Origin of the sequence: Kitasatospora sp. NPDC058478 (assembly GCF_042720345.1) — a bacterium.
Classification (GTDB): domain Bacteria; phylum Actinomycetota; class Actinomycetes; order Streptomycetales; family Streptomycetaceae; genus Kitasatospora.
Map to the genome: position 1 here is coordinate 1 of NZ_JBHXML010000093.1, position 16,423 is coordinate 16,423.

The window sequence follows — 16,423 nt, forward strand, 5'->3', positions numbered from 1 at the left end:
CGACGAGCACCAGGACCGCTTCGGGGCCGAGCCCGTCCTCCGGGAACTGCACATCCCCGCCTCCACCTACTACCGCTGGCGCCGCGACGTTCACGCGCCGTGCGAGCGCAAGCGCCACGACGCCGAGCTGACCGAGCACATCCGCCGCGTTCACGCCGACTCCGACGGAACCTACGGCTCTCCACGCGTCCACGCCGTCCTGCGGCGCGAGGGAACCCGCGTCGGCCGTAAACGAGTCGAGCGCCTGATGCGCGAGGCCGCCCTGCAAGGCGTGAGCCCGCGCCGGCCCCGCTCCTTCACCCGCCGCGACCCGGCGGCCGACCCCGCCCCGGACCTGGTCCAACGCAACTTCACGACGGGCGCCCCCAACCGGCTGTGGGTCGCCGACATCTCGCTGGTCCCGACCGGCGAGGGAGCATGGTGGCTGGCCACGATCCGTGACGCCTTCTCCCGCCGAATCGTGGGCTGGCACACCTCGGAGCGGGCGGACACCGACCTCGTCCTCACCGCCCTGGAGTACGCGCTGCACGGCCGGCCAGTCGAGCCCGGCAAGCTGATCCATCACAGCGACCACGGGTGTCAATACACGTCCATCAAGCTCACAACCCGCCTGCTGAAGGCGGGAATCGAGCCGAGTATGGGGAGCGTGGGCGACTCGTTCGACAACGCCCTCGCGGAGAACTTCTGGAGCGTCCTGAAGACCGAGTGCGTGCGCCGCACGACCTTCGCGACCCGCACCGACGCCGACCTCGCCCTGTTCGCCTACATCGACGGCTGGTACAACACCCGCCGCATCCAAAAGCGCCTCAGCTGGCTCAGCCCCGACGAGTACGAAGCCAAGTACTACGCCGACCAGGCGACGGCCAAACCAGCGGCCCTCGACCTACCCACACCCGCTCTGACCAGCTAATCAGCACCTCCCACACAGCGGGGGAAGCTCAGTTCTGCGACAACGGAGACTGCCCGCGCGTGACCTTCGCCGGGCAGATCGAGGGGCCGACCTGTCGCTACGGCCGCCGAACGCCCCTCCTGCTGCAGCTACTCAGCGCGCTGGGCGTCGTCCTGGCCGCCCGCGCCGTTGTTCGTCTGGCACTGCTGCTCGGGATCGTGATCAGCCGGACGACCGTCCTGCGCCTGGTCATGGCACTGCCAGAACCGGCCTGGACGAGCCCACGCGTGCTCGGTATCGACGAGTTCGCCACGAAGAAAGGCCGCCGGTACGGCACCATCCTGGTCGACTGCGAGACCCACCAGCCCCTTGACCTGCTGCCCGACCGCGACGCAGACAGCATCGCCGCGTGGCTCCAGGGCCCTCCCACCCAACCAGCGCCCCACGCCCTCCCCAACCCGGCACACCGCATGATCCGGATCCACCCCCGGAGAGGACCGCAGGCACGCGCCTCACGAACGCAGTTCACCAGGTCAGCGCACGCGCCCCCGCGCCTTCAGCGGGAGGGCGGGGAGCTCCGGCGCGCGCAGGCGGTCGCCGGCGTAGCCGTGGACGTCGCCGAAGCGGGCGGTGGACATCCAGTCCTCACGGGCCCGGGTGATCTCCTCGCCGGTGCGGCCGATGAAGTTCCACCACATGAGGATCTGCTCGTCGAAGGGTTCGCCGCCGAGGAGGAGGACGGCGGCGTCGGTGCGGGCGTGGAGGGGGAGTTCGGGGCGGCCACAGCCGAGGTAGAGCATGGAGCCGGGTTCGACGCGGACGCCGTCGACGTCGACGCTGCCGGACATGGAGAGGACGGCGTACTCGAAGTCGGGGACGAGCGGGAGCTTGAGGTCGGCGCCCTCGGTGAGGGCGAGGTCGGCGCCGACGAGGGGGGTGTAGGCGGTGCCGGGCGAGGTGGCGGTGTCGAGGGTGCCGAGGATGACGGTGCCGTGCAGGCCGGGGGCGGTGACGACGGGCAGGTCGGCGTGGTGCTCGAAGGTGGGGGCGGTGTGCCGGTGGGCGTCCGGGAGGGCGACCCAGAGCTGGGCGCCGTGCAGGTAGCGGGCGTGCGGGCGCGGGGATTCCTCGGAGTGGGAGATCGCCCGGCCGGAGGTCATCAGGCCCAGTTCGTACGGGCGGACGGCCTGGAGGCTGCCGAGGCTGTCGCGGTGCAGCACTTCGCCCTGGTGGAGCCAACTGACCGTCTGGAGGCCCATGTGGGGGTGGGGCGGGACCTGCATGCCGGGTTCGTCGGCGATGTCATCGGGTCCGTAGTGGTCGACGAAGCACCAGGCGCCGACCATCCGGCGGCCCAGGTTGGGGAGCAGGCGGCGGACCATCGTGCTCTCGCCGAGCTGGACCTGACGCCCGGTCAGCAGGTCCTTGACCGGTCCGGTGTCGGCCTCGCGGCCGCAGGTGGTCGGGGAGGGCTTGCGGTCGAGGTTGCTCATGTGCGGTTCCACCACCGTGCGGAGAGGGGCCGGGCGAGGGGCGTTCGCCAACGATCATCCCTGACGACCGTTGAATCCTCCACCCCTCGCCGGGCCGGGCCCCGGAACACCGCTCCTGAACGCCACCCCGCCCGGGCTCAGTGCCCGCAGGCCCACCAGGCGTCCGCCGAGGCCTTGGTCGCGAGCTCCCGCAGCTTGCGCACGGCCTCGGCCGGGTCCTCGGCCCCGTACACCGCCGAGCCGGCCACGAACACGTCGGCGCCGGCCTCGGCGCAGCGCTCGATGGTGCCGGCGGAGACGCCGCCGTCGACCTGGAGCCACAGTTCCAGGTCGTGCTTGGCGATCAGCTCCCGGGTGCGGCGGATCTTCGGCAGCATGATGTCGAGGAACGCCTGGCCGCCGAAGCCGGGCTCGACGGTCATGATCAGCAGCATGTCGAGCTCGGGCAGCAGGTCCTCGTACGGCTCGATGGGCGTGCCCGGCTTGAGGGCCATGGAGGCGCGGGCGCCCTTGGCGCGGATCTCGCGGGCGAGGCGGACGGGCGCGGCGGCGGCCTCGACGTGGAAGGTGACGGAGCCGGCGCCGGCCTCGACGTACTGGGGGGCCCAGCGGTCCGGGTCCTCGATCATCAGGTGGCAGTCGAGCGGGGTGTCGGTGGCGCGGGCGAGCGACTCGACGATCGGGACGCCCAGGGTGAGGTTGGGGACGAAGTGGTTGTCCATCACGTCGACGTGCAGCCAGTCCGAGCCCCTGACGGCCTCGGCCTCGTCGGCGAGCCGGGCGAAGTCCGCGGACAGGATGCTGGGGTTGATCTGCGCCATTACCGACTACCTTCACACGAGGGTTCACACGAGGGCTGCGGCGTCCCGGGAGCGGGCACCTCGTCCCATCATCTCGCGCCGACGCCCGGCCGGGTGCACACCTGGACCTCCCCGTGACCGTCATCACACCCGGTCCGGGATTACCGTGGCCGCCGCCGTGGTCATCAGCACTGAAGCGGCCCGCGCGCGCCCGATCCGTCGGCGCCCGCCGAGCCGCCCCGTCCGGCCGGGTTCGCCCCGCCCCTCTCCGAGGAAGGTCCTTCGATGGCCGATCTCGTCCACCCCGCCCGTGCACTGTGGTGGCTCTTCGAACCGGTGCACGCCGTCACCTACTTCCTGCCCGAGAGCCGCGAGGCCTACGAGGCGGCCGGGCTGCACGGTGGCTGGCGCGGCTACTTCGCCAGCCGGTCGGCGCCGCTGGGCGCGGTGGACGCGCCGCCGGTGATCGCCGCGTTCTTCAGCTTCTCCCCGGCGATGGTCGAGCGCGCGCTGCCGGAGGTGTGGACGCACGCGAGCCCGGAGGAGGCGCTGGCCGCCCGGCTGAAGGGCTCGGCGGCGGCGCTGGCCCGGCTGCTGGAGCACGTGGACCCGGCGCAGGTCGAACTGGTGGTGGAGGCCCTGGAGCGGGCCGCGGGCCGGCTCGACTGCGTCGGCCGGGTGCTGGCCGCCGCCAACGCCGCGCTGCCCCGCCCCTCCGGCCTGTACGAACGGCTGTGGCAGGCCGCCACGGTGATGCGCGAGCACCGCGGGGACGGCCACGTGGCGGCCCTGGTGGCGGCCGGACTGGACGGGTGCGAGGCGCTGGTGGTCCGGTGCGCGATGGACGTCCGGCGCGAGATGCTCCAGCCGATGCGCGGCTGGACGGACGAGGAGTGGGACGCGGCCGCGGCGCGCCTGGTCGAGCGGGGCTGGCTGACCACGGCGGGCTCGGTGACCGAACTCGGCCGGATCCGGCACCAGTCCCTGGAGGCCGCCACCGACCTGGCCGCCGCGCGGGTCTGGGAGGACTACCCGCGTGCCGAACTCGACCGTCTGGCCGCCGCGTTGAAGCCGATATCGGCGCTCTGTCGCAGCCAGCTCCCGGTCAACCCGGCCGGCCTGCCGGACAACCCCTGATCAGCCCCTGATCAACCCTTGATCAGCCCCTCATGAGGTCCCGACCAGCCGCCGGTCAGCTCCCGACCGGTTGCTGGTCGGGAACCGATCGGGTGCCACCCGCGCCACCCGTGCCCGGCGGGCCGAGGACGATCCCCCGCCCGGCGTAGAAGCGCTCGAACGACCGCCACGGCACGTGTGCGAAGGACTGCGACTCTCCCGGGAATCCGGACGGGTTGTGGATCACCACCGCCGTGTCCGTGGCGCCCACCACCAGCACCAGGTGTCCGCCCCGCCGCACCGGCGCCGGACCGGCCGGCTCCCGGATCGCGGGATGCACCGACACCATCACCAGCCGCCCGCCGGCCACCTCGGCCACCAGCTCCGCGGGCGCCAACTCCCGCGCCTGCGCGGCCAGTCCCCACCGCCGCCGGACGTAGTCGGCGAACGGCGTGTGGATCAGTCCGCGCAGGCTCTCGCCGTCCCGGACGTACGCCCCCGCCGCCACGCACTCCCCGGCCAGCGTGAGCGCCGGGGGCGCCAGGCCCCACCAGTGGTCGAGTGCCATCCGCAGGCAGGCCACCCCGCACAGCCGCCACGACCACCACGCGTACTCCTCCGGGGTGGTCGCACCGGACTGCCCCCACCGGGGGTCCTCGGCCGCGTCGACCTGTCCGTCGATGATCACCCGCACCAACTCGGCCGATTCCCACTGCGCGTGGTACGGCACCTCGTGCACCACCGGCCCGCCCGTGGGCGCGCCCGTCGCTGCGCCCGCGTGTGCTCCGGCCGATGCGCCGGTCGGCGCGCCCGCCCGTACACCTCTCGGCGCGCCCGTCGGCATCCCGCCCTGCTCCTCCGCCATCCCCCGACGCTCTCACGCCGCGGCACCCGGGCCGACCCGCGACACTCCCTGAGCGCCCGGTGAGCACCCCTACTCGGGCACGCGCTCCCCCGAGCCGTCCTTCGAGCCCTCCTTCAGGCCTTCCGTCGAGCCCTCCTTCAGGCCTTCCGTCGAACCCTCCGACCGGTAGGCCAGTCGCTGCGACGCGCGGCGCCCACGCGCCTCGAGCGGCAGGGAGCCGGTGGCGCCCGCGAGACCGAACGGCGGCATGTCGAAGTAGATCGACTCGTACCCGCCCTCCGGCACCACGTACGTCTCGTGCCACAGCCCGACGTGCCGACGGGCCTTCCCCTCCCGCAGTTTGCGGTTGACGATGCCCCAGACGCTGTGGTGGAAGCCGTCCGGCGCGCTCGCGTAGCCGTACAGCTTCTCCTTCGACTCCCAGTACTGGACGACGTAGTACGTGCGCGGCGAGGCGGTGAGCAGGATCCGCCCGCGCAGGCCGCGTTCGGGGCTGCGCCCCAGTTCGTACAGCATCCGGAACATCGCGAACATCACCGGGCCCCAGTGGTGGACGGCCCAGAAGCGGTTGATCCGCATGCCGATCAGCAGCACCACGGTGTCGCCGGTGGCGCCCGCGGTGGTGTAGCCCGGCGTCGGCTTGGCGAACATCGATCGGACGAACGTCGTTCCCATGGACATCTCAGCCTCCCGCACCCCATGTAATCGGTGATTACATCAGGGCCGGGAAACCCGGTCAAGGCTCGCCGCACGCACAAATCGGTTACTGCGAAGGAAGGTTGGCGATTCCCTGACCGAAGGTGTCGAGCACCTTCCCGGCCAGCTCCTCCGCCTCCTCCCCCGGCAGGTAGCCGTCCACGATCATCTGCGCCAGCCCGAACACCAGCGCCTGCCCGGCCAGCCCCATCAGCCCCGGATCCCCCGGACGCAACCGGCCCGCCTCCTGGTCCGCCACGATCAGACCGGTGAACGCCCGGTCCATGCCGTCCAGTTGATCCCGCAGCTCCGGCTCCCGCGAGGCCACGAACACCCGCGAACGCACCAGGTCGAACCGGTGCGGATGGTGCAGCGCGTACCGGACGAACCCGAGCCCGACCGCCCGCATCACCGACCCCCCGGCCGGATCCACCGCCGCCACCGCCGCCACCTCGGCCTCCTGGCACCGCACGAAGTCCGCCAGCACCCGGTCCGCCAACGCCGTCAACAACGCCTGCCGGTCCGCGAAGTGGCGAAACGGCGCCCCCGCCGACACCCCGGCCCGCCGCGCCACCTCCCGCATGCTCACCTTCTCCTGCCCGTACTCGTCCAGCAGCTCGAACGCCGCGGCGACCAGCGCCTCCGGCAGCGATCCGTGGTGGTACGAGCTGCGCCCGCCAGGCCGTTCCGTCATGCCTGCCTTGCTACCACAGCAGGCCGCCCCACCAGGAAACCGTCACCCCACCGATCGGAGCCCCATGCCCACGCACATGCCCACGTACATGCCCACACCCACGCCCACACCGACCGCCCTCACCCCCCAACCCACCCCCCAACCCGCCTCCCGCGCCGCCGCCTTCGCCGCCGCCTACGCCCTCCTCCGCGCCTCCGCCACCCTCGCCGACCACTGGATCCAGACCGACCACCAGGCCGGCACCAAGGGCCGCCCCACCCCGGCCGGCCGCCGCGCCTGCGCCGCACACGTCGCCGCCTACACCGCCACCCAGGCCGCCGCCCTCCTCCTCGGCACCCGCGCCCTCGGCCTCCGCCCCAAACCCCGCCGCCTCCTCGCCGCCCTCGCCCTGTCCGCCACCACCCACTACCTCGCCGACCGCCGCGAACCCCTCCGCCGGGCAGCCGACTTCACCCGGCGGGGAGGCTTCGTCCGCCTCGCCGAGCACGGCATGAACGGCGCCTACCTCCTGGACCAGGCCTGGCACCACGTGTTCGAGACCGGCGCCGCCCTGATCGCCGCGACGTGACAGCATCCGTCCACCGCTCACGGCAGCCCCCCGAGCCGCGCGGCGGCCGCGAGCAGGCCCTCGGGGTCCGTCACGAGGGTCAGCTTGCGACGCCCCTCCGGCATTCCGCCGAACGGCGGCAGCGCCGTGAGCTGCCGCAGCAGTTTGGGGCCGATGGCCAAGCAGTCCGCGAGGTCCTTCTGAGCGACCCGCAGGTGAACGCCGTCGGGCCCGCTCACCGCGAGTTCCTCGTTGTCGAGCAGCGGCGCCAGGAGCCACGCGAGCCGCGCCACGTTGTCGCCGGACCGCGACAGGACCTGGGTCTCCAACTGCCGGCCGATGACGTACGACCAGATCGCCGCCCCGTACGCGTCCTGGAACGCGCGGCTCCTGAACAGCTCCGCTCCGAGGGTGACCACTTCGCAGTCCGTGTACGCCGTCACGGTGGCCGTCCGCGGCCGGCGGCCGTACACGGCCATGTCCCCGAGGAGGTCGCCAGGGTGCCGGAGGACGATCAGCTTCCCGTCCTGGTCGATCCGGACGGCGCCCTTCTTCAGGAAGGACACCGAGTGACCCTCGGCGCCCTGCCGCATCAACTGTTCGCCTTTCCGAATCCACCTCACTTTGGCGGAACCGAGGATTCCCTCCCAATCGGTGTCGGACAGGTGATCTCGAAATGTTCGATTCAGCCCGAACGCCTGCTCCGCCGTCGAATTTCCCCACAAGGTCATGGCGAGAGATTAGAGGCACCGCACCCCAATCAGGCTGCACGTCAGGCAAGTTGCCGCACACCCGGACACCTTCCCCATATCGGGTGCTACCCTGCCGCACCTTTGGATCGCCTACGAATGAACCTGTGGCGCACCCCACATCGTTAAGAGGCCTCCGGCCCCCTAATTTTCGCCGCCGGGCCGCAGACTCCTGGTCATCAGCTCGACCGCCCGGTCGACACGCCCGGACCGTACGTTCCAGGAGGCCGCCATGCCCGAACCCCCGTCACTTCCCGGCGACTCCAGCCAGCCCCTGCCGCCGCTCTCCGGCCTGCTCTGTGTGGACGTGAAAGGCTTCACCGAGCTGCCCGGCGCGGTCCACGCGCCGGTCAGCGCCCACCTTGAGCCCGTCATCGACGCCGCACTCACCGCGGCCGGCCTCGACGACCTCCGGACCGCGAAGAGGTTCCCCGCCAACTCCGGCGACGGGCTCGCGTTCGGCTTCGACCCCGTGCTGCTGGGGTACGTCGTCCACCCGTTCCTCGACCGCCTCGACGAGCAACTCGCCAAGCACAACGCCGATCCGGGCCGCGTCCGGCTCCGGATGCGGGTGAGCGTCCACTCCGGTCACGTCGCGCCCGAGGGCGTGCCCGGCGAGGGGAACGGGCCGGCGAGGAACGAACTGCACCGGCTGCTCGACTCCCGAGAGGTCAAGGCCGTTCTGGCCAGGGCCAGCCCGGAGACGACGCACCTGGTGGCGATCGTCTCCGACCGGGTGTACGAGGACGCGGTCGTCTCCCGGCACTCCGGCCTGCACCCGGACCGGTTCCAGAGCATCCTGGCGACCGTTCCCGGCAAGGCGTTCGCCCGGCGGGCGTGGCTGTACGTCCCCACCCCGTCCGGGAACCTCCTCGTCCTGCCGGAGAGCTCCTCGTTCCATCCGCCCCGCTCGCTCCGGCGGCTCTTCAGCGCGTTGCGCCGTCTGAGTTCGAAGATCTGGCCCATTCTCGATCCGCACCGTCCGTCGGGAGGAACCGACCCATGGCTCTGATCACGTACAACAGCCTGCTCGACGTCATCCACGCCCGGGTGACCAGCGCCGCCCACCTGCGACCGGAGGTCCTGCCGGTCGAGGTCGGCGGGGAGACCGTCCACCTCGACCTGCCGCAGGCCCGGGCGGCACTGTACGAGCGGCCGGTGGACGAGGTGCTGCGCCGCGAGGTGTGGCGTCGGGCCGTCGCGCTGGGCCAGCACGACGCGCTGGCGTCGGCCATCGGCTCGACGGAGGTCACCGGCTGGGTCGAGGCCGTCGTCTGGCTGGCGCTGCCGCACCTCAGGCGGGTGGCCCGCCAGGCGGCGGGCCGCCTGGGGGCGGACCGGAGGGACGTCGAGTCGGAGGTCGTGCTCGCGGTCGTCGAGCGGCTGGCCGAGGTCTCGGTGGACGATCCCGACGTCGGGCCGGACCTGCTCCGGGCGGCGGGCCGCCGGGGGTGGGAGTTCGCCCGCCGGTCGGCCTCCGGCGGGCGGCCGGTGGAGGACATCGTCGCCGTGGCCGACGCCCGCACCGCCGCGTCCACCGAGGACCTCTGGGAACTGGCGATCTCTCGACCGGACCGGCCCGACGGCCTGGCCGCGCCGCTGCGCCTCACCTCGCGCTCGGCGGTCGAGGGCGCGCGGCTCGGTGAACTCGCGGACCACCTCGGCCTGCGCGAGGTGGTCCACCGGACCCACCGGCCGCACCGTGGCCCGCGGCTCGGGTCGGTCTCGCTCCGCTCGACGGCGGTCGGCCGGTGATCGCCCCCGCCGAAGGCCCGCTGACCTTCCCCGAGTTGTTCGGCCTCCCGCTGTCCGTCGACCTGCGCACGGCGGCCCGGGCGTTCGGTATCTGCCTGGCCACCGCCTACAACCTCGTCCACCGCGACGCCTTTCCCTGCCCCGTCATCCGCACCGGGTACCGCTACCGGGTGCCCACCGTCGGCCTGCTCAGCGCCCTGGGCATCGAGGAACTCCCCGTCTACGCGTCCGATCTGGCCCCCTGGGTCAGCGCCCCGCCGCTGCCCGGTCTCGAATGGAAGGACCTCGCGTGATCGCGATGACCACGACCGCCCACCCGGAGCCGCTCCGCCCGGAGCAGTCCGGACCGGAGGCAACCCTCCCGGAGGCATCGGCGCAGCTGCCGACCTGCTTCGTGATCGGCCCGATCGGGGACCGGCACGCCGAGGTCGGCAGTCCGGCCCGCCAGGCGTACGAGACGTCCCTGGAGACCTTCGAGGAGGTCATCGGCCCGGCCTGCGCCGCCTTCCGGATCCAGCCGCTGCGCGCGGACCAGATCCAGCAGGCCGGGGAGATCACCGAGCAGATCTGCCGCCATGTGCTGCAGTCGGACATCGTCATCGCCGATGTGACGGGCGGGAACGCCAATGTGATGTACGAACTCGGCCTTCGGCACACGACCGGCCGCCTCACCATCCACATCGGCGAACACGGGCTGCTGCCGTTCGACATCTCGCCGATCCGGACGATCCTGTTCAAGCGGTCGCGCAGTGGACTGGTGAGCGCGCGCAACGAGTTGCAGGAGGCGCTGAACCGGGGGATCCGGGAGGGGTTCGCCCCGCTGACCCCGGCCAGGATCCTGCTCGGCCTCCGCTCCCGGGACGAGGCCGAGGCCGGTCCGCCCGTGCAGCAGCGGGCGGACGGGGAGGACGCGCCCGGCCTGATCGACCTCTTCGCCACGGTGGAGTCCGAGATGGACCTGCTGACCGAGGGCATCGAGACCATGACCGGGCTGGTGAACGCCATCGCCGCCCTGGCCGAGGAGTTCGGGCCTGACATGAAACGCGCCGCCGCGAAGGGTGCGCCGCCGTCCGCCACGCTCGCGGCGACCAGGCGCTTCGGCACCGCCCTCGGCGGGCCGGCGGCCGAACTCAAGGTGTGCGCCGAGGAGTTCACCACCCGAATGTCGAACATCGACGCGACCGTGCACGCCTCGCTGGACATGTTCCAGCAGCTGCCGCAGACCGGGGAGGGCCAGGAGACCCACAGCTTCCTGCACCAGCTCATCGACATGTCCCAGGCCTCGCGCGAGGGCCTGGAGACGCTCCGGCTCTTCCGGACGATGATGGAGTGGCTCACCAACGTGAGCCGCGATCTGCGGGCCCCGGCCAAGGACATCATGGCCGCACTCGACCTCGTCACCGCCGCCATGGCGCGGGTCGAGACGTGGGACCAGCGGGCCCGCGCCCTGGTCTGACCGCAGGGGCGGGCGCGGGGACGGGCGCAGGACGGGCGCCGGGGGCAGTGGGCCTCCCGGCGCCCGGGCCCGGCTACCAGGCGTAGTCCTCCGGGGCGGGCTGGTGGCCGGGGAAGAGTTCGTCGAGGCGGTCGAGGGTCTTCTGGTCGAGCTTCAGGTCGAGGGCGGCGACGGCGGCGTCGAGGTGGGCGGGGGTGCGGGGGCCGATGATGGGGGCGGTGACGGCGGGGCGGGTGAGGAGCCAGGCGAGGCCGAGGTCGGCGGGCTCGGTGCCGAGGTCGGCGGCGAGGTCCTCGTAGGCCTGGAGGCGGTCGCGGTGGGTGGCGAGGAGTGCGTCGGCCTGGGGCAGGGCGCCGCGGACGCGGGTGCCTTCGCGTTCCTTGCGGAGGATGCCGCCGAGCAGGCCGCTGCGCAGCGGGGACCAGGGCAGCAGGCCGAGGCCGTAGTGCTGGAGGGCGGGGATGACCTCCAGTTCGATGGTGCGGTCGAGGAGGTTGTAGAGGGACTGTTCGCTCACCAGGCCGAGGAAGTGGCGGGAGCGGGCGGCCTCCTGGGCCTGGGCGAGGTGCCAGCCGGCGAAGTTGCTGGAGCCGACGTAGATGATCTTGCCCTGGGTGACCAGGACCTCCATCGCCTGCCAGATCTCCTCCCAGGGCGTGTCCCGGTCGATGTGGTGCATCTGGTAGAGGTCGATGTGGTCGGTGTTCAGGCGCCGCAGGCTGGCTTCGACGGCGCGGCGGATGCCGAGGGCGGAGAGTTTGCCCTCGTTGGGCCAGTCGCCCATCGGCCCGTACACCTTGGTGGCGAGGACGGTGCGTTCGCGGCGGCCGCCGCCCTGGGCGAACCAGCGGCCGATGATCTCCTCGGTCCGGCCCCTGAGGTTGCCCTCGCTGTCGCGGCCGTAGGCGTTGGCGGTGTCGAAGAAGTTGATGCCCCGCTCGTGGGCGGTGTCCATGATGCGGTGGGCCTCGGACTCCTCGGTGTGGGGGCCGAAGTTCATGGTCCCCAGGCAGAGTCGGGAGACGGTCAGGCCGGTGCGGCCGAGGTGGGTGTACTCCATGGCGCCCACCTTCGGCCGTACCGGCGCCGGTGTCCAGCACATTCCGTCAGACGAGCAGGCCCACAGGCGCGCAGACGAACCGGGTCGGACGGAATCGCCGGATTCCGGCCTGTTCAGCGCCCGTGCGTGGCGAACTTCCGTACGGCGAGCGGCACGCAGAGCGCGAGCAGCAGCCCGCTCCAGAGCAGCGAGGCGAGGACGGCGTGCTGCATGGGCCAGGCGCCGCCGGCCGCGGAGGGGTTGCCGAAGAGTTCGCGGCAGGCCTGGACGACGGCGCTGACCGGGTTCCAGTCGGCGACGACCCGCAGCCACCCGGGCATGCCGCCGGTGGGGACGTACGCGTTGGTGACCATCGCGATCGGGAAGACCGCGACGGAGAGTTGGCCGGCGGCCTCCTCCTTGCCGATGGTCAGGCCGAGGCAGGTGCCGACCCAGGTCATCACGAAGCGGAAGAGCAGCAGCAGGGCGAACGCGCCCGCCGCGTCCCCGGCGCCCTCGCGGACGCGCCAGCCGGCGGCGAGGCCGACGAGCGCGAGGAGGGTCAGGACGACGAAACTGACGAGCAGGTCGGCGAGGGTCTGTCCGAGCAGCAGTCCGGTACGGGAGACGGGCATGGAGCGCAGCCGGTCGGTGATGCCGCGGCCGACGTCGCGGGCGGCGCCGACCATGGTCACCATGATGCCGTTGGTGGCGACCATGGCGAACAGGCCGGGCATCAGGAACTCGCGGTAGTCGCCGCCGCCCGGGATCCGCATGGCGCTGCCGAAGACGTACCCGAAGACCACCACCATGATCACCGGGACGCCCAGCGAGGCGGCCAACAGGCCGGGCGAGTGGCGGTAGTTGAGGAGGATGCGGAGCATCGACGTCCAGGTGTCGACGGCCAGCCGGGCGGGTCGGGACGGTTTCGGCGCAGGGCGGGACGGTGTCGGCGCGGGGTGGGACGACATCGGCGCGGGGGTGTACGCGGCGGCCATCAGGCGGCCCTCCTCAGGTTTTCGGCGGATTCGCGGGTGAGCGCGAGGAACACGTCGTCCAGCGAGGGGGCCCGTACGGCGGCGTCCTCGGCGGTGATCCCGACGGTGTCCAACTCCCGTACCAGCGAGGGCAGCAGGACGGACACGCCGGGCTGGGTCAGTACCGTCACGGTCCGTTCGGCCGCGTCGACCTGCGCGTCGCCGCCCGAGAGGGTGGACAGCACCACGGCGGCGGCGGCGAGTTGGGCCGGGTCGGCGAGGGTGACGGACAGCTGGCTGCCGATCGCGGCCTTGAGCCTGGCTGGTGGGCCGGTGGCGATGGCGGCGCCGTGATCGACGACGACGATGTCGTCGGCGAGCCGGTCGGCCTCCTCCAGGTACTGGGTGGTGAGCAGCACGGTGGTGCCGCCGTCGGCCAACTCCTTGACGGTGTTCCAGATTTCCTGGCGGCTGCGCGGGTCGAGCCCGGTGGTGGGCTCGTCGAGGAAGAGCACCGGGGGGCTGGTGACCAGGCTGGCGATGAGGTCGAGGCGTCGGCGCATGCCGCCGGAGTAGGTGCGGACGAGCCGGTCGCCGGCCTCGGTGAGGTCGAAGCGTTCGAGCAGTTCGTCGGCGCGGGCGCGGGCGCGGCGGGCGCCGAGGCGGTGCAGCCGGCCGAACAGGTGGAGGTTGTCGCGCCCGGTGATGCCCTCGTCGACGGCGGCGTACTGCCCGGCGAGGCCGATGGCCCGGCGGACGTCCTCGGCGGCGCGGGCGACGTCGTGGCCGGCGACGCGGGCGGTGCCCCGGTCGGGGGCGACGAGGGTGGCGAGGACGCGGACGGCGGTGGTCTTGCCGGCGCCGTTGGGGCCGAGCAATCCGCAGACGGTACCGGCGGGAACGGTGAGGTCGAGGCCGCGGAGGGCCTCGGTGGTCCCGAATCGTTTCTCCACGCCCGCCATCTCGATGGCGGGTCGGGCGGTGTCGGACATGGCTCTGCCCCTTCTCTAGGTACAGCGTACGTAGAAGCGTGAGCCAAATGCTACTACGTACGTCGTACGCATCTAAGATGGGGGGCGAGGTGATCACCCAGTGCCGTCCAACGAACCCCCCAGCAACAGCGAGCGCCCAGCCACCCCCGAGGCGCCCGAACTGATCTGGCTACGCCCCGAACGCACCGGCCGCGGGCCGAAACCCGCCCACAGCCGGACGTCCATCGCCGCCGCGGCCGTCGAGATCGCCGACGCGGAGGGCCTGGACGCCGCCTCGATGCGCCGGGTCGCGGCCGCCCTCGGCGCGGGCACCATGTCGCTCTACAACTACGTGCCGAAGAAGGAGCACCTGCTCGACCTCATGCTCGACGCCGTCACCGCCGAGTACGAGCTGCCGGCCGCGCCGAGCGGCGACGTCCGCGCCGACCTCGCGGCGCTCGCCCGCCAGCAACTCGCCATCTTCCGCCGCCACCCCTGGCTGCCGACCCTGGTGCTCGCCCGCCCGGGCATCGGCCCCAACGCCCTGCGCTACACCGACCACTTCCTCGCCGTCACCGCCTCCACCGGCCTGGGCGGCGGCGCCCGGATGGAGGCCATGGCCCTGTTCAACGGCTTCATCTGCCAGTACGCCCAGTACGAGCAGACGGCCGCCGCGGGCGCCAAGTGGCAGGCGGAGCTGGTCGGTTACCTCACCCGGGCCGCCATGAGCGGCGAATACCCGCACCTGGCCCAGGCGTTCGCGACGACCGGACCGCCCTCCGATCCGGACGCCGCCTTCGACCGCTCGCTGGACCGGGTGATCACGGCCATCCTGGCCCCGCCGACGCCCCGCTGAGCCCGCCGACCGGCCCCGCCCTCAAGCCCCGCCCTCAGACCCCGCCCTCAAGCCGGGACCGCGACAGCACCGCCACCGCCCGCCCGTCGACCAGCACCAACACGGCCTCGTGCGCGCCCCCCAGCGCCGCCCGCGCCTCGGCCGGCGACTGCCCGACGCCCACCGCCGGCAGCGCCGGCCCGAGCAACACGCCCAGCGAACCACCCACCGGGTCGTCCGGCTTGGCGCCGCCGTCCGCGATCGCCGCCGCCAGCACCGCCCGCGACACCGAGCCGACCACCTCCGTCGCGCTCACCCCGTACGGCCTCGCCGCCCGCGCCAGCACCACCGGCGCCACCCCGCCGGGCACGGCGCGCAGCACCTCCAGCGCCTCGCCGACCGTCGCACCGGCGTCGACCGCGACCAGCGGGCCGGCCCCGGCGAGCAGCGACCGAAGGCCGCCCGCCGACTCCGACTCCTCCTCCAGGAAGCCCCACTGCCGCATCCAGTCGTCGCTGTGCACCTTGGACAGGTACGAGCGCCCGGAGTCCGGCAGTAGCACCACGACCAGGTCGTCCGGCCCGAGCCGCCGCGCGACCCGCAGCGCCGCCGCCACCGCCGTGCCCGAGGAGGGCCCGGCCAGGATGCCCTCCTCGCGGGCGAGCCGACGGGCCGTCAGCAGCGACTCGCGGTCGGGGATGCGCTCGAAGGCGTCCACCACCTCCGACCGGTAGGCCTGCGGCCAGCGGTCCTCGACGGTGCCGGGGTGGAGGAAGTGCCCGATGCTCTCGACGAACCACGGGCTGCCGTCCCCGCCCCCGTACATCGAGGACTCCGGGTCGGCGCCCACGACGGTCACGGAGCCGCCGGACACCTGCTGGAGGTACCCGCCGGTGCCGGTGACGGTCCCGCCGGTGCCGACGCCCGCGACGAAGTGGGTGACCCGGCCGCCGGTCTGCTCCCAGATCTCGGGACCGGTGGTACGCACATGGGCGTCCGGATTGGCCAGGTTGTCGTACTGGTTGGCGAGCCAGGCGCCGGGGATCTCCTCCACCAGCCGCTGCACGACGTTGAACAGGTGGGCCGGGTCCTCGGCGGGCACGGCCGTCGGGGCGAGCACCACCTCGGCGCCGTACGCCCGCAGGATGTCGGACTTCTCGGGCGCCGACTTGTCGGACACCCCGGCGATCACCCGGTAGCCGCGCTGCCGCCCGACGATGGTCAGCCCGATGCCGGTGTTGCCGGAGGTCGCCTCGACGATCGTCCCGCCCGGCCGCAGCAGGCCGTCCCGCTCGGCGGCCAGCACCATGGACAGCGCGGCGCGGTCCTTGACGCTGCCGCCGATGTTGAGGAACTCGGCCTTGGCGTAGATCGGCGCGGGCAGCCCGGCGCCGAGCCGGGCGAGGCGGAACAGGGGCGTCCCGCCGATCGCGTCGAGTACGGATTCGTGCACTGCGGCCATCACGGCCCCTTTCACTGGCTGTCCGCCCGAGCCTGCCCGAACGCGCGGTCAGATAGTCGCTGGTGCTGTGACCACGTGA

Annotated in this window: 18 protein-coding genes and 1 pseudogene; 9 read left to right on the plus strand and 10 right to left on the minus strand. The window is 72.7% G+C overall.

What is annotated here, in order from left to right:
- Together ACFWPT_RS36380 and ACFWPT_RS36385 are read left to right on the plus strand one after the other, a co-directional pair.
- On the plus strand, positions 1-910 hold a 910-nt coding region (locus ACFWPT_RS36380), incomplete at its 5' end, for an IS3 family transposase (RefSeq protein ID WP_380487062.1).
- 230 nt (positions 911-1,140) lie between these two features.
- A pseudogene (locus tag ACFWPT_RS36385) lies at positions 1,141-1,248 on the plus strand (hypothetical protein); the annotation flags it as partial.
- A gap of 174 nt (positions 1,249-1,422) precedes the next feature.
- Here the strand turns inward: ACFWPT_RS36385 and ACFWPT_RS36390 are convergent.
- Together ACFWPT_RS36390 and rpe are read right to left on the minus strand one after the other, a co-directional pair.
- Complete coding sequence (locus ACFWPT_RS36390; protein ID WP_380487064.1) at positions 1,423-2,382, minus strand: pirin family protein; 960 nt, start codon at positions 2,380-2,382, stop codon at positions 1,423-1,425.
- 137 nt (positions 2,383-2,519) lie between these two features.
- Complete coding sequence (gene rpe, locus ACFWPT_RS36395; RefSeq protein ID WP_380370691.1) at positions 2,520-3,203, minus strand: ribulose-phosphate 3-epimerase; 684 nt, start codon at positions 3,201-3,203, stop codon at positions 2,520-2,522.
- A gap of 264 nt (positions 3,204-3,467) precedes the next feature.
- On the opposite strand from rpe, the gene ACFWPT_RS36400 reads away from it, so the two are divergent.
- Positions 3,468-4,319: a hypothetical protein gene (locus tag ACFWPT_RS36400; RefSeq protein WP_380370694.1), complete on the plus strand. Its 852-nt coding sequence runs from the start codon at positions 3,468-3,470 to the stop codon at positions 4,317-4,319.
- A 55-nt stretch (positions 4,320-4,374) separates the two neighbouring features.
- Here the strand turns inward: ACFWPT_RS36400 and ACFWPT_RS36405 are convergent, their stop codons facing one another.
- The 3 genes from ACFWPT_RS36405 to ACFWPT_RS36415 form a co-directional block, all read right to left on the minus strand.
- Positions 4,375-5,163, minus strand: coding sequence for a C39 family peptidase (locus ACFWPT_RS36405; protein ID WP_380487066.1), 789 nt, complete (start codon positions 5,161-5,163; stop codon positions 4,375-4,377).
- A 69-nt stretch (positions 5,164-5,232) separates the two neighbouring features.
- Complete coding sequence (locus tag ACFWPT_RS36410) at positions 5,233-5,814, minus strand: DUF4188 domain-containing protein (RefSeq protein WP_380487105.1); 582 nt, start codon at positions 5,812-5,814, stop codon at positions 5,233-5,235.
- 112 nt (positions 5,815-5,926) lie between these two features.
- Positions 5,927-6,553, minus strand: a complete 627-nt coding sequence (locus ACFWPT_RS36415; protein ID WP_380370698.1) for a TetR/AcrR family transcriptional regulator — start codon at positions 6,551-6,553, stop codon at positions 5,927-5,929.
- Positions 6,554-6,641: 88 nt separating this feature from the next.
- On the opposite strand from ACFWPT_RS36415, the gene ACFWPT_RS36420 reads away from it, so the two are divergent.
- Positions 6,642-7,121: a hypothetical protein gene (locus ACFWPT_RS36420; protein WP_380487068.1), complete on the plus strand. Its 480-nt coding sequence runs from the start codon at positions 6,642-6,644 to the stop codon at positions 7,119-7,121.
- A gap of 17 nt (positions 7,122-7,138) precedes the next feature.
- On the opposite strand, the gene ACFWPT_RS36425 is transcribed toward ACFWPT_RS36420, so the two are convergent.
- Complete coding sequence (locus tag ACFWPT_RS36425; protein ID WP_079135459.1) at positions 7,139-7,831, minus strand: cyclic nucleotide-binding domain-containing protein; 693 nt, start codon at positions 7,829-7,831, stop codon at positions 7,139-7,141.
- A 250-nt stretch (positions 7,832-8,081) separates the two neighbouring features.
- Between ACFWPT_RS36425 and ACFWPT_RS36430 the strand changes: the two genes are divergently transcribed.
- Genes ACFWPT_RS36430 through ACFWPT_RS36445 form a run of 4 tightly spaced genes read left to right on the plus strand, consistent with a single transcriptional unit; the run spans position 8,082 to position 11,060 of the window.
- Positions 8,082-8,861, plus strand: coding sequence for a hypothetical protein (locus ACFWPT_RS36430; RefSeq protein WP_380424425.1), 780 nt, complete (start codon positions 8,082-8,084; stop codon positions 8,859-8,861).
- Positions 8,852-9,604 (plus strand): hypothetical protein, encoded by a 753-nt coding sequence (locus tag ACFWPT_RS36435; RefSeq protein WP_380487071.1) that lies wholly within the window; start codon positions 8,852-8,854, stop codon positions 9,602-9,604. The genes ACFWPT_RS36430 and ACFWPT_RS36435 overlap by 10 nt, the downstream gene beginning before the upstream one ends.
- Positions 9,601-9,897, plus strand: a complete 297-nt coding sequence (locus tag ACFWPT_RS36440) for a DNA-binding protein (protein WP_380487073.1) — start codon at positions 9,601-9,603, stop codon at positions 9,895-9,897. Before ACFWPT_RS36435 ends, ACFWPT_RS36440 begins: the two co-directional genes overlap by 4 nt.
- On the plus strand, positions 9,894-11,060 hold the full coding sequence (locus ACFWPT_RS36445; RefSeq protein WP_380487075.1) for a hypothetical protein: 1,167 nt from the start codon (positions 9,894-9,896) through the stop codon (positions 11,058-11,060). The genes ACFWPT_RS36440 and ACFWPT_RS36445 overlap by 4 nt, the downstream gene beginning before the upstream one ends.
- 73 nt (positions 11,061-11,133) lie before the next feature.
- On the opposite strand, the gene ACFWPT_RS36450 is transcribed toward ACFWPT_RS36445, so the two are convergent.
- The 3 genes from ACFWPT_RS36450 to ACFWPT_RS36460 all read right to left on the minus strand — a co-directional run bounded on the left by ACFWPT_RS36450 (position 11,134) and on the right by ACFWPT_RS36460 (position 14,068).
- Entirely contained in the window at positions 11,134-12,120 is a 987-nt protein-coding gene (locus ACFWPT_RS36450) for an aldo/keto reductase (RefSeq protein WP_380487077.1), read from the minus strand.
- Between the two features lie 113 nt (positions 12,121-12,233).
- Positions 12,234-13,097 carry an ABC transporter permease gene (locus ACFWPT_RS36455; RefSeq protein ID WP_380487079.1) on the minus strand — a complete coding sequence of 288 codons (864 nt, stop codon included), beginning with the start codon at positions 13,095-13,097 and terminating at the stop codon, positions 12,234-12,236.
- Positions 13,097-14,068 carry an ATP-binding cassette domain-containing protein gene (locus ACFWPT_RS36460; RefSeq protein ID WP_380370716.1) on the minus strand — a complete coding sequence of 324 codons (972 nt, stop codon included), beginning with the start codon at positions 14,066-14,068 and terminating at the stop codon, positions 13,097-13,099. Before ACFWPT_RS36460 ends, ACFWPT_RS36455 begins: the two co-directional genes overlap by 1 nt.
- Before the next feature lie 100 nt (positions 14,069-14,168).
- On the opposite strand from ACFWPT_RS36460, the gene ACFWPT_RS36465 reads away from it, so the two are divergent.
- Positions 14,169-14,903 carry a TetR/AcrR family transcriptional regulator gene (locus ACFWPT_RS36465; RefSeq protein ID WP_380487081.1) on the plus strand — a complete coding sequence of 245 codons (735 nt, stop codon included), beginning with the start codon at positions 14,169-14,171 and terminating at the stop codon, positions 14,901-14,903.
- Positions 14,904-14,937: 34 nt separating this feature from the next.
- Here the strand turns inward: ACFWPT_RS36465 and ACFWPT_RS36470 are convergent, their stop codons facing one another.
- Positions 14,938-16,344, minus strand: coding sequence for a pyridoxal-phosphate dependent enzyme (locus ACFWPT_RS36470; RefSeq protein ID WP_380487083.1), 1,407 nt, complete (start codon positions 16,342-16,344; stop codon positions 14,938-14,940).
- Between the last annotated feature and the right edge of the window lie 79 nt (positions 16,345-16,423).

Excerpts from the sequence above, each read along its gene's own strand:
- ACFWPT_RS36455 (WP_380487079.1), bottom strand. The coding sequence starts at position 13,097 with ATGGCCGCCGCGTACACCCCCGCGCCGATGTCGTCCCACCCCGCGCCG.
- ACFWPT_RS36460 (WP_380370716.1), bottom strand. The coding sequence starts at position 14,068 with ATGTCCGACACCGCCCGACCCGCCATCGAGATGGCGGGCGTGGAGAAA.
- ACFWPT_RS36435 (WP_380487071.1), top strand. The coding sequence starts at position 8,852 with ATGGCTCTGATCACGTACAACAGCCTGCTCGACGTCATCCACGCCCGG.
- ACFWPT_RS36430 (WP_380424425.1), top strand. The coding sequence starts at position 8,082 with ATGCCCGAACCCCCGTCACTTCCCGGCGACTCCAGCCAGCCCCTGCCG.
- ACFWPT_RS36425 (WP_079135459.1), bottom strand. The coding sequence starts at position 7,831 with ATGACCTTGTGGGGAAATTCGACGGCGGAGCAGGCGTTCGGGCTGAAT.
- ACFWPT_RS36410 (WP_380487105.1), bottom strand. The coding sequence starts at position 5,814 with ATGTTCGCCAAGCCGACGCCGGGCTACACCACCGCGGGCGCCACCGGC.
- ACFWPT_RS36390 (WP_380487064.1), bottom strand. The coding sequence starts at position 2,382 with ATGAGCAACCTCGACCGCAAGCCCTCCCCGACCACCTGCGGCCGCGAG.
- ACFWPT_RS36420 (WP_380487068.1), top strand. The coding sequence starts at position 6,642 with ATGCCCACACCCACGCCCACACCGACCGCCCTCACCCCCCAACCCACC.
- ACFWPT_RS36450 (WP_380487077.1), bottom strand. The coding sequence starts at position 12,120 with ATGGAGTACACCCACCTCGGCCGCACCGGCCTGACCGTCTCCCGACTC.
- ACFWPT_RS36405 (WP_380487066.1), bottom strand. The coding sequence starts at position 5,163 with ATGGCGGAGGAGCAGGGCGGGATGCCGACGGGCGCGCCGAGAGGTGTA.
- rpe (WP_380370691.1), bottom strand. The coding sequence starts at position 3,203 with ATGGCGCAGATCAACCCCAGCATCCTGTCCGCGGACTTCGCCCGGCTC.
- ACFWPT_RS36470 (WP_380487083.1), bottom strand. The coding sequence starts at position 16,344 with ATGGCCGCAGTGCACGAATCCGTACTCGACGCGATCGGCGGGACGCCC.
- ACFWPT_RS36415 (WP_380370698.1), bottom strand. The coding sequence starts at position 6,553 with ATGACGGAACGGCCTGGCGGGCGCAGCTCGTACCACCACGGATCGCTG.
- ACFWPT_RS36400 (WP_380370694.1), top strand. The coding sequence starts at position 3,468 with ATGGCCGATCTCGTCCACCCCGCCCGTGCACTGTGGTGGCTCTTCGAA.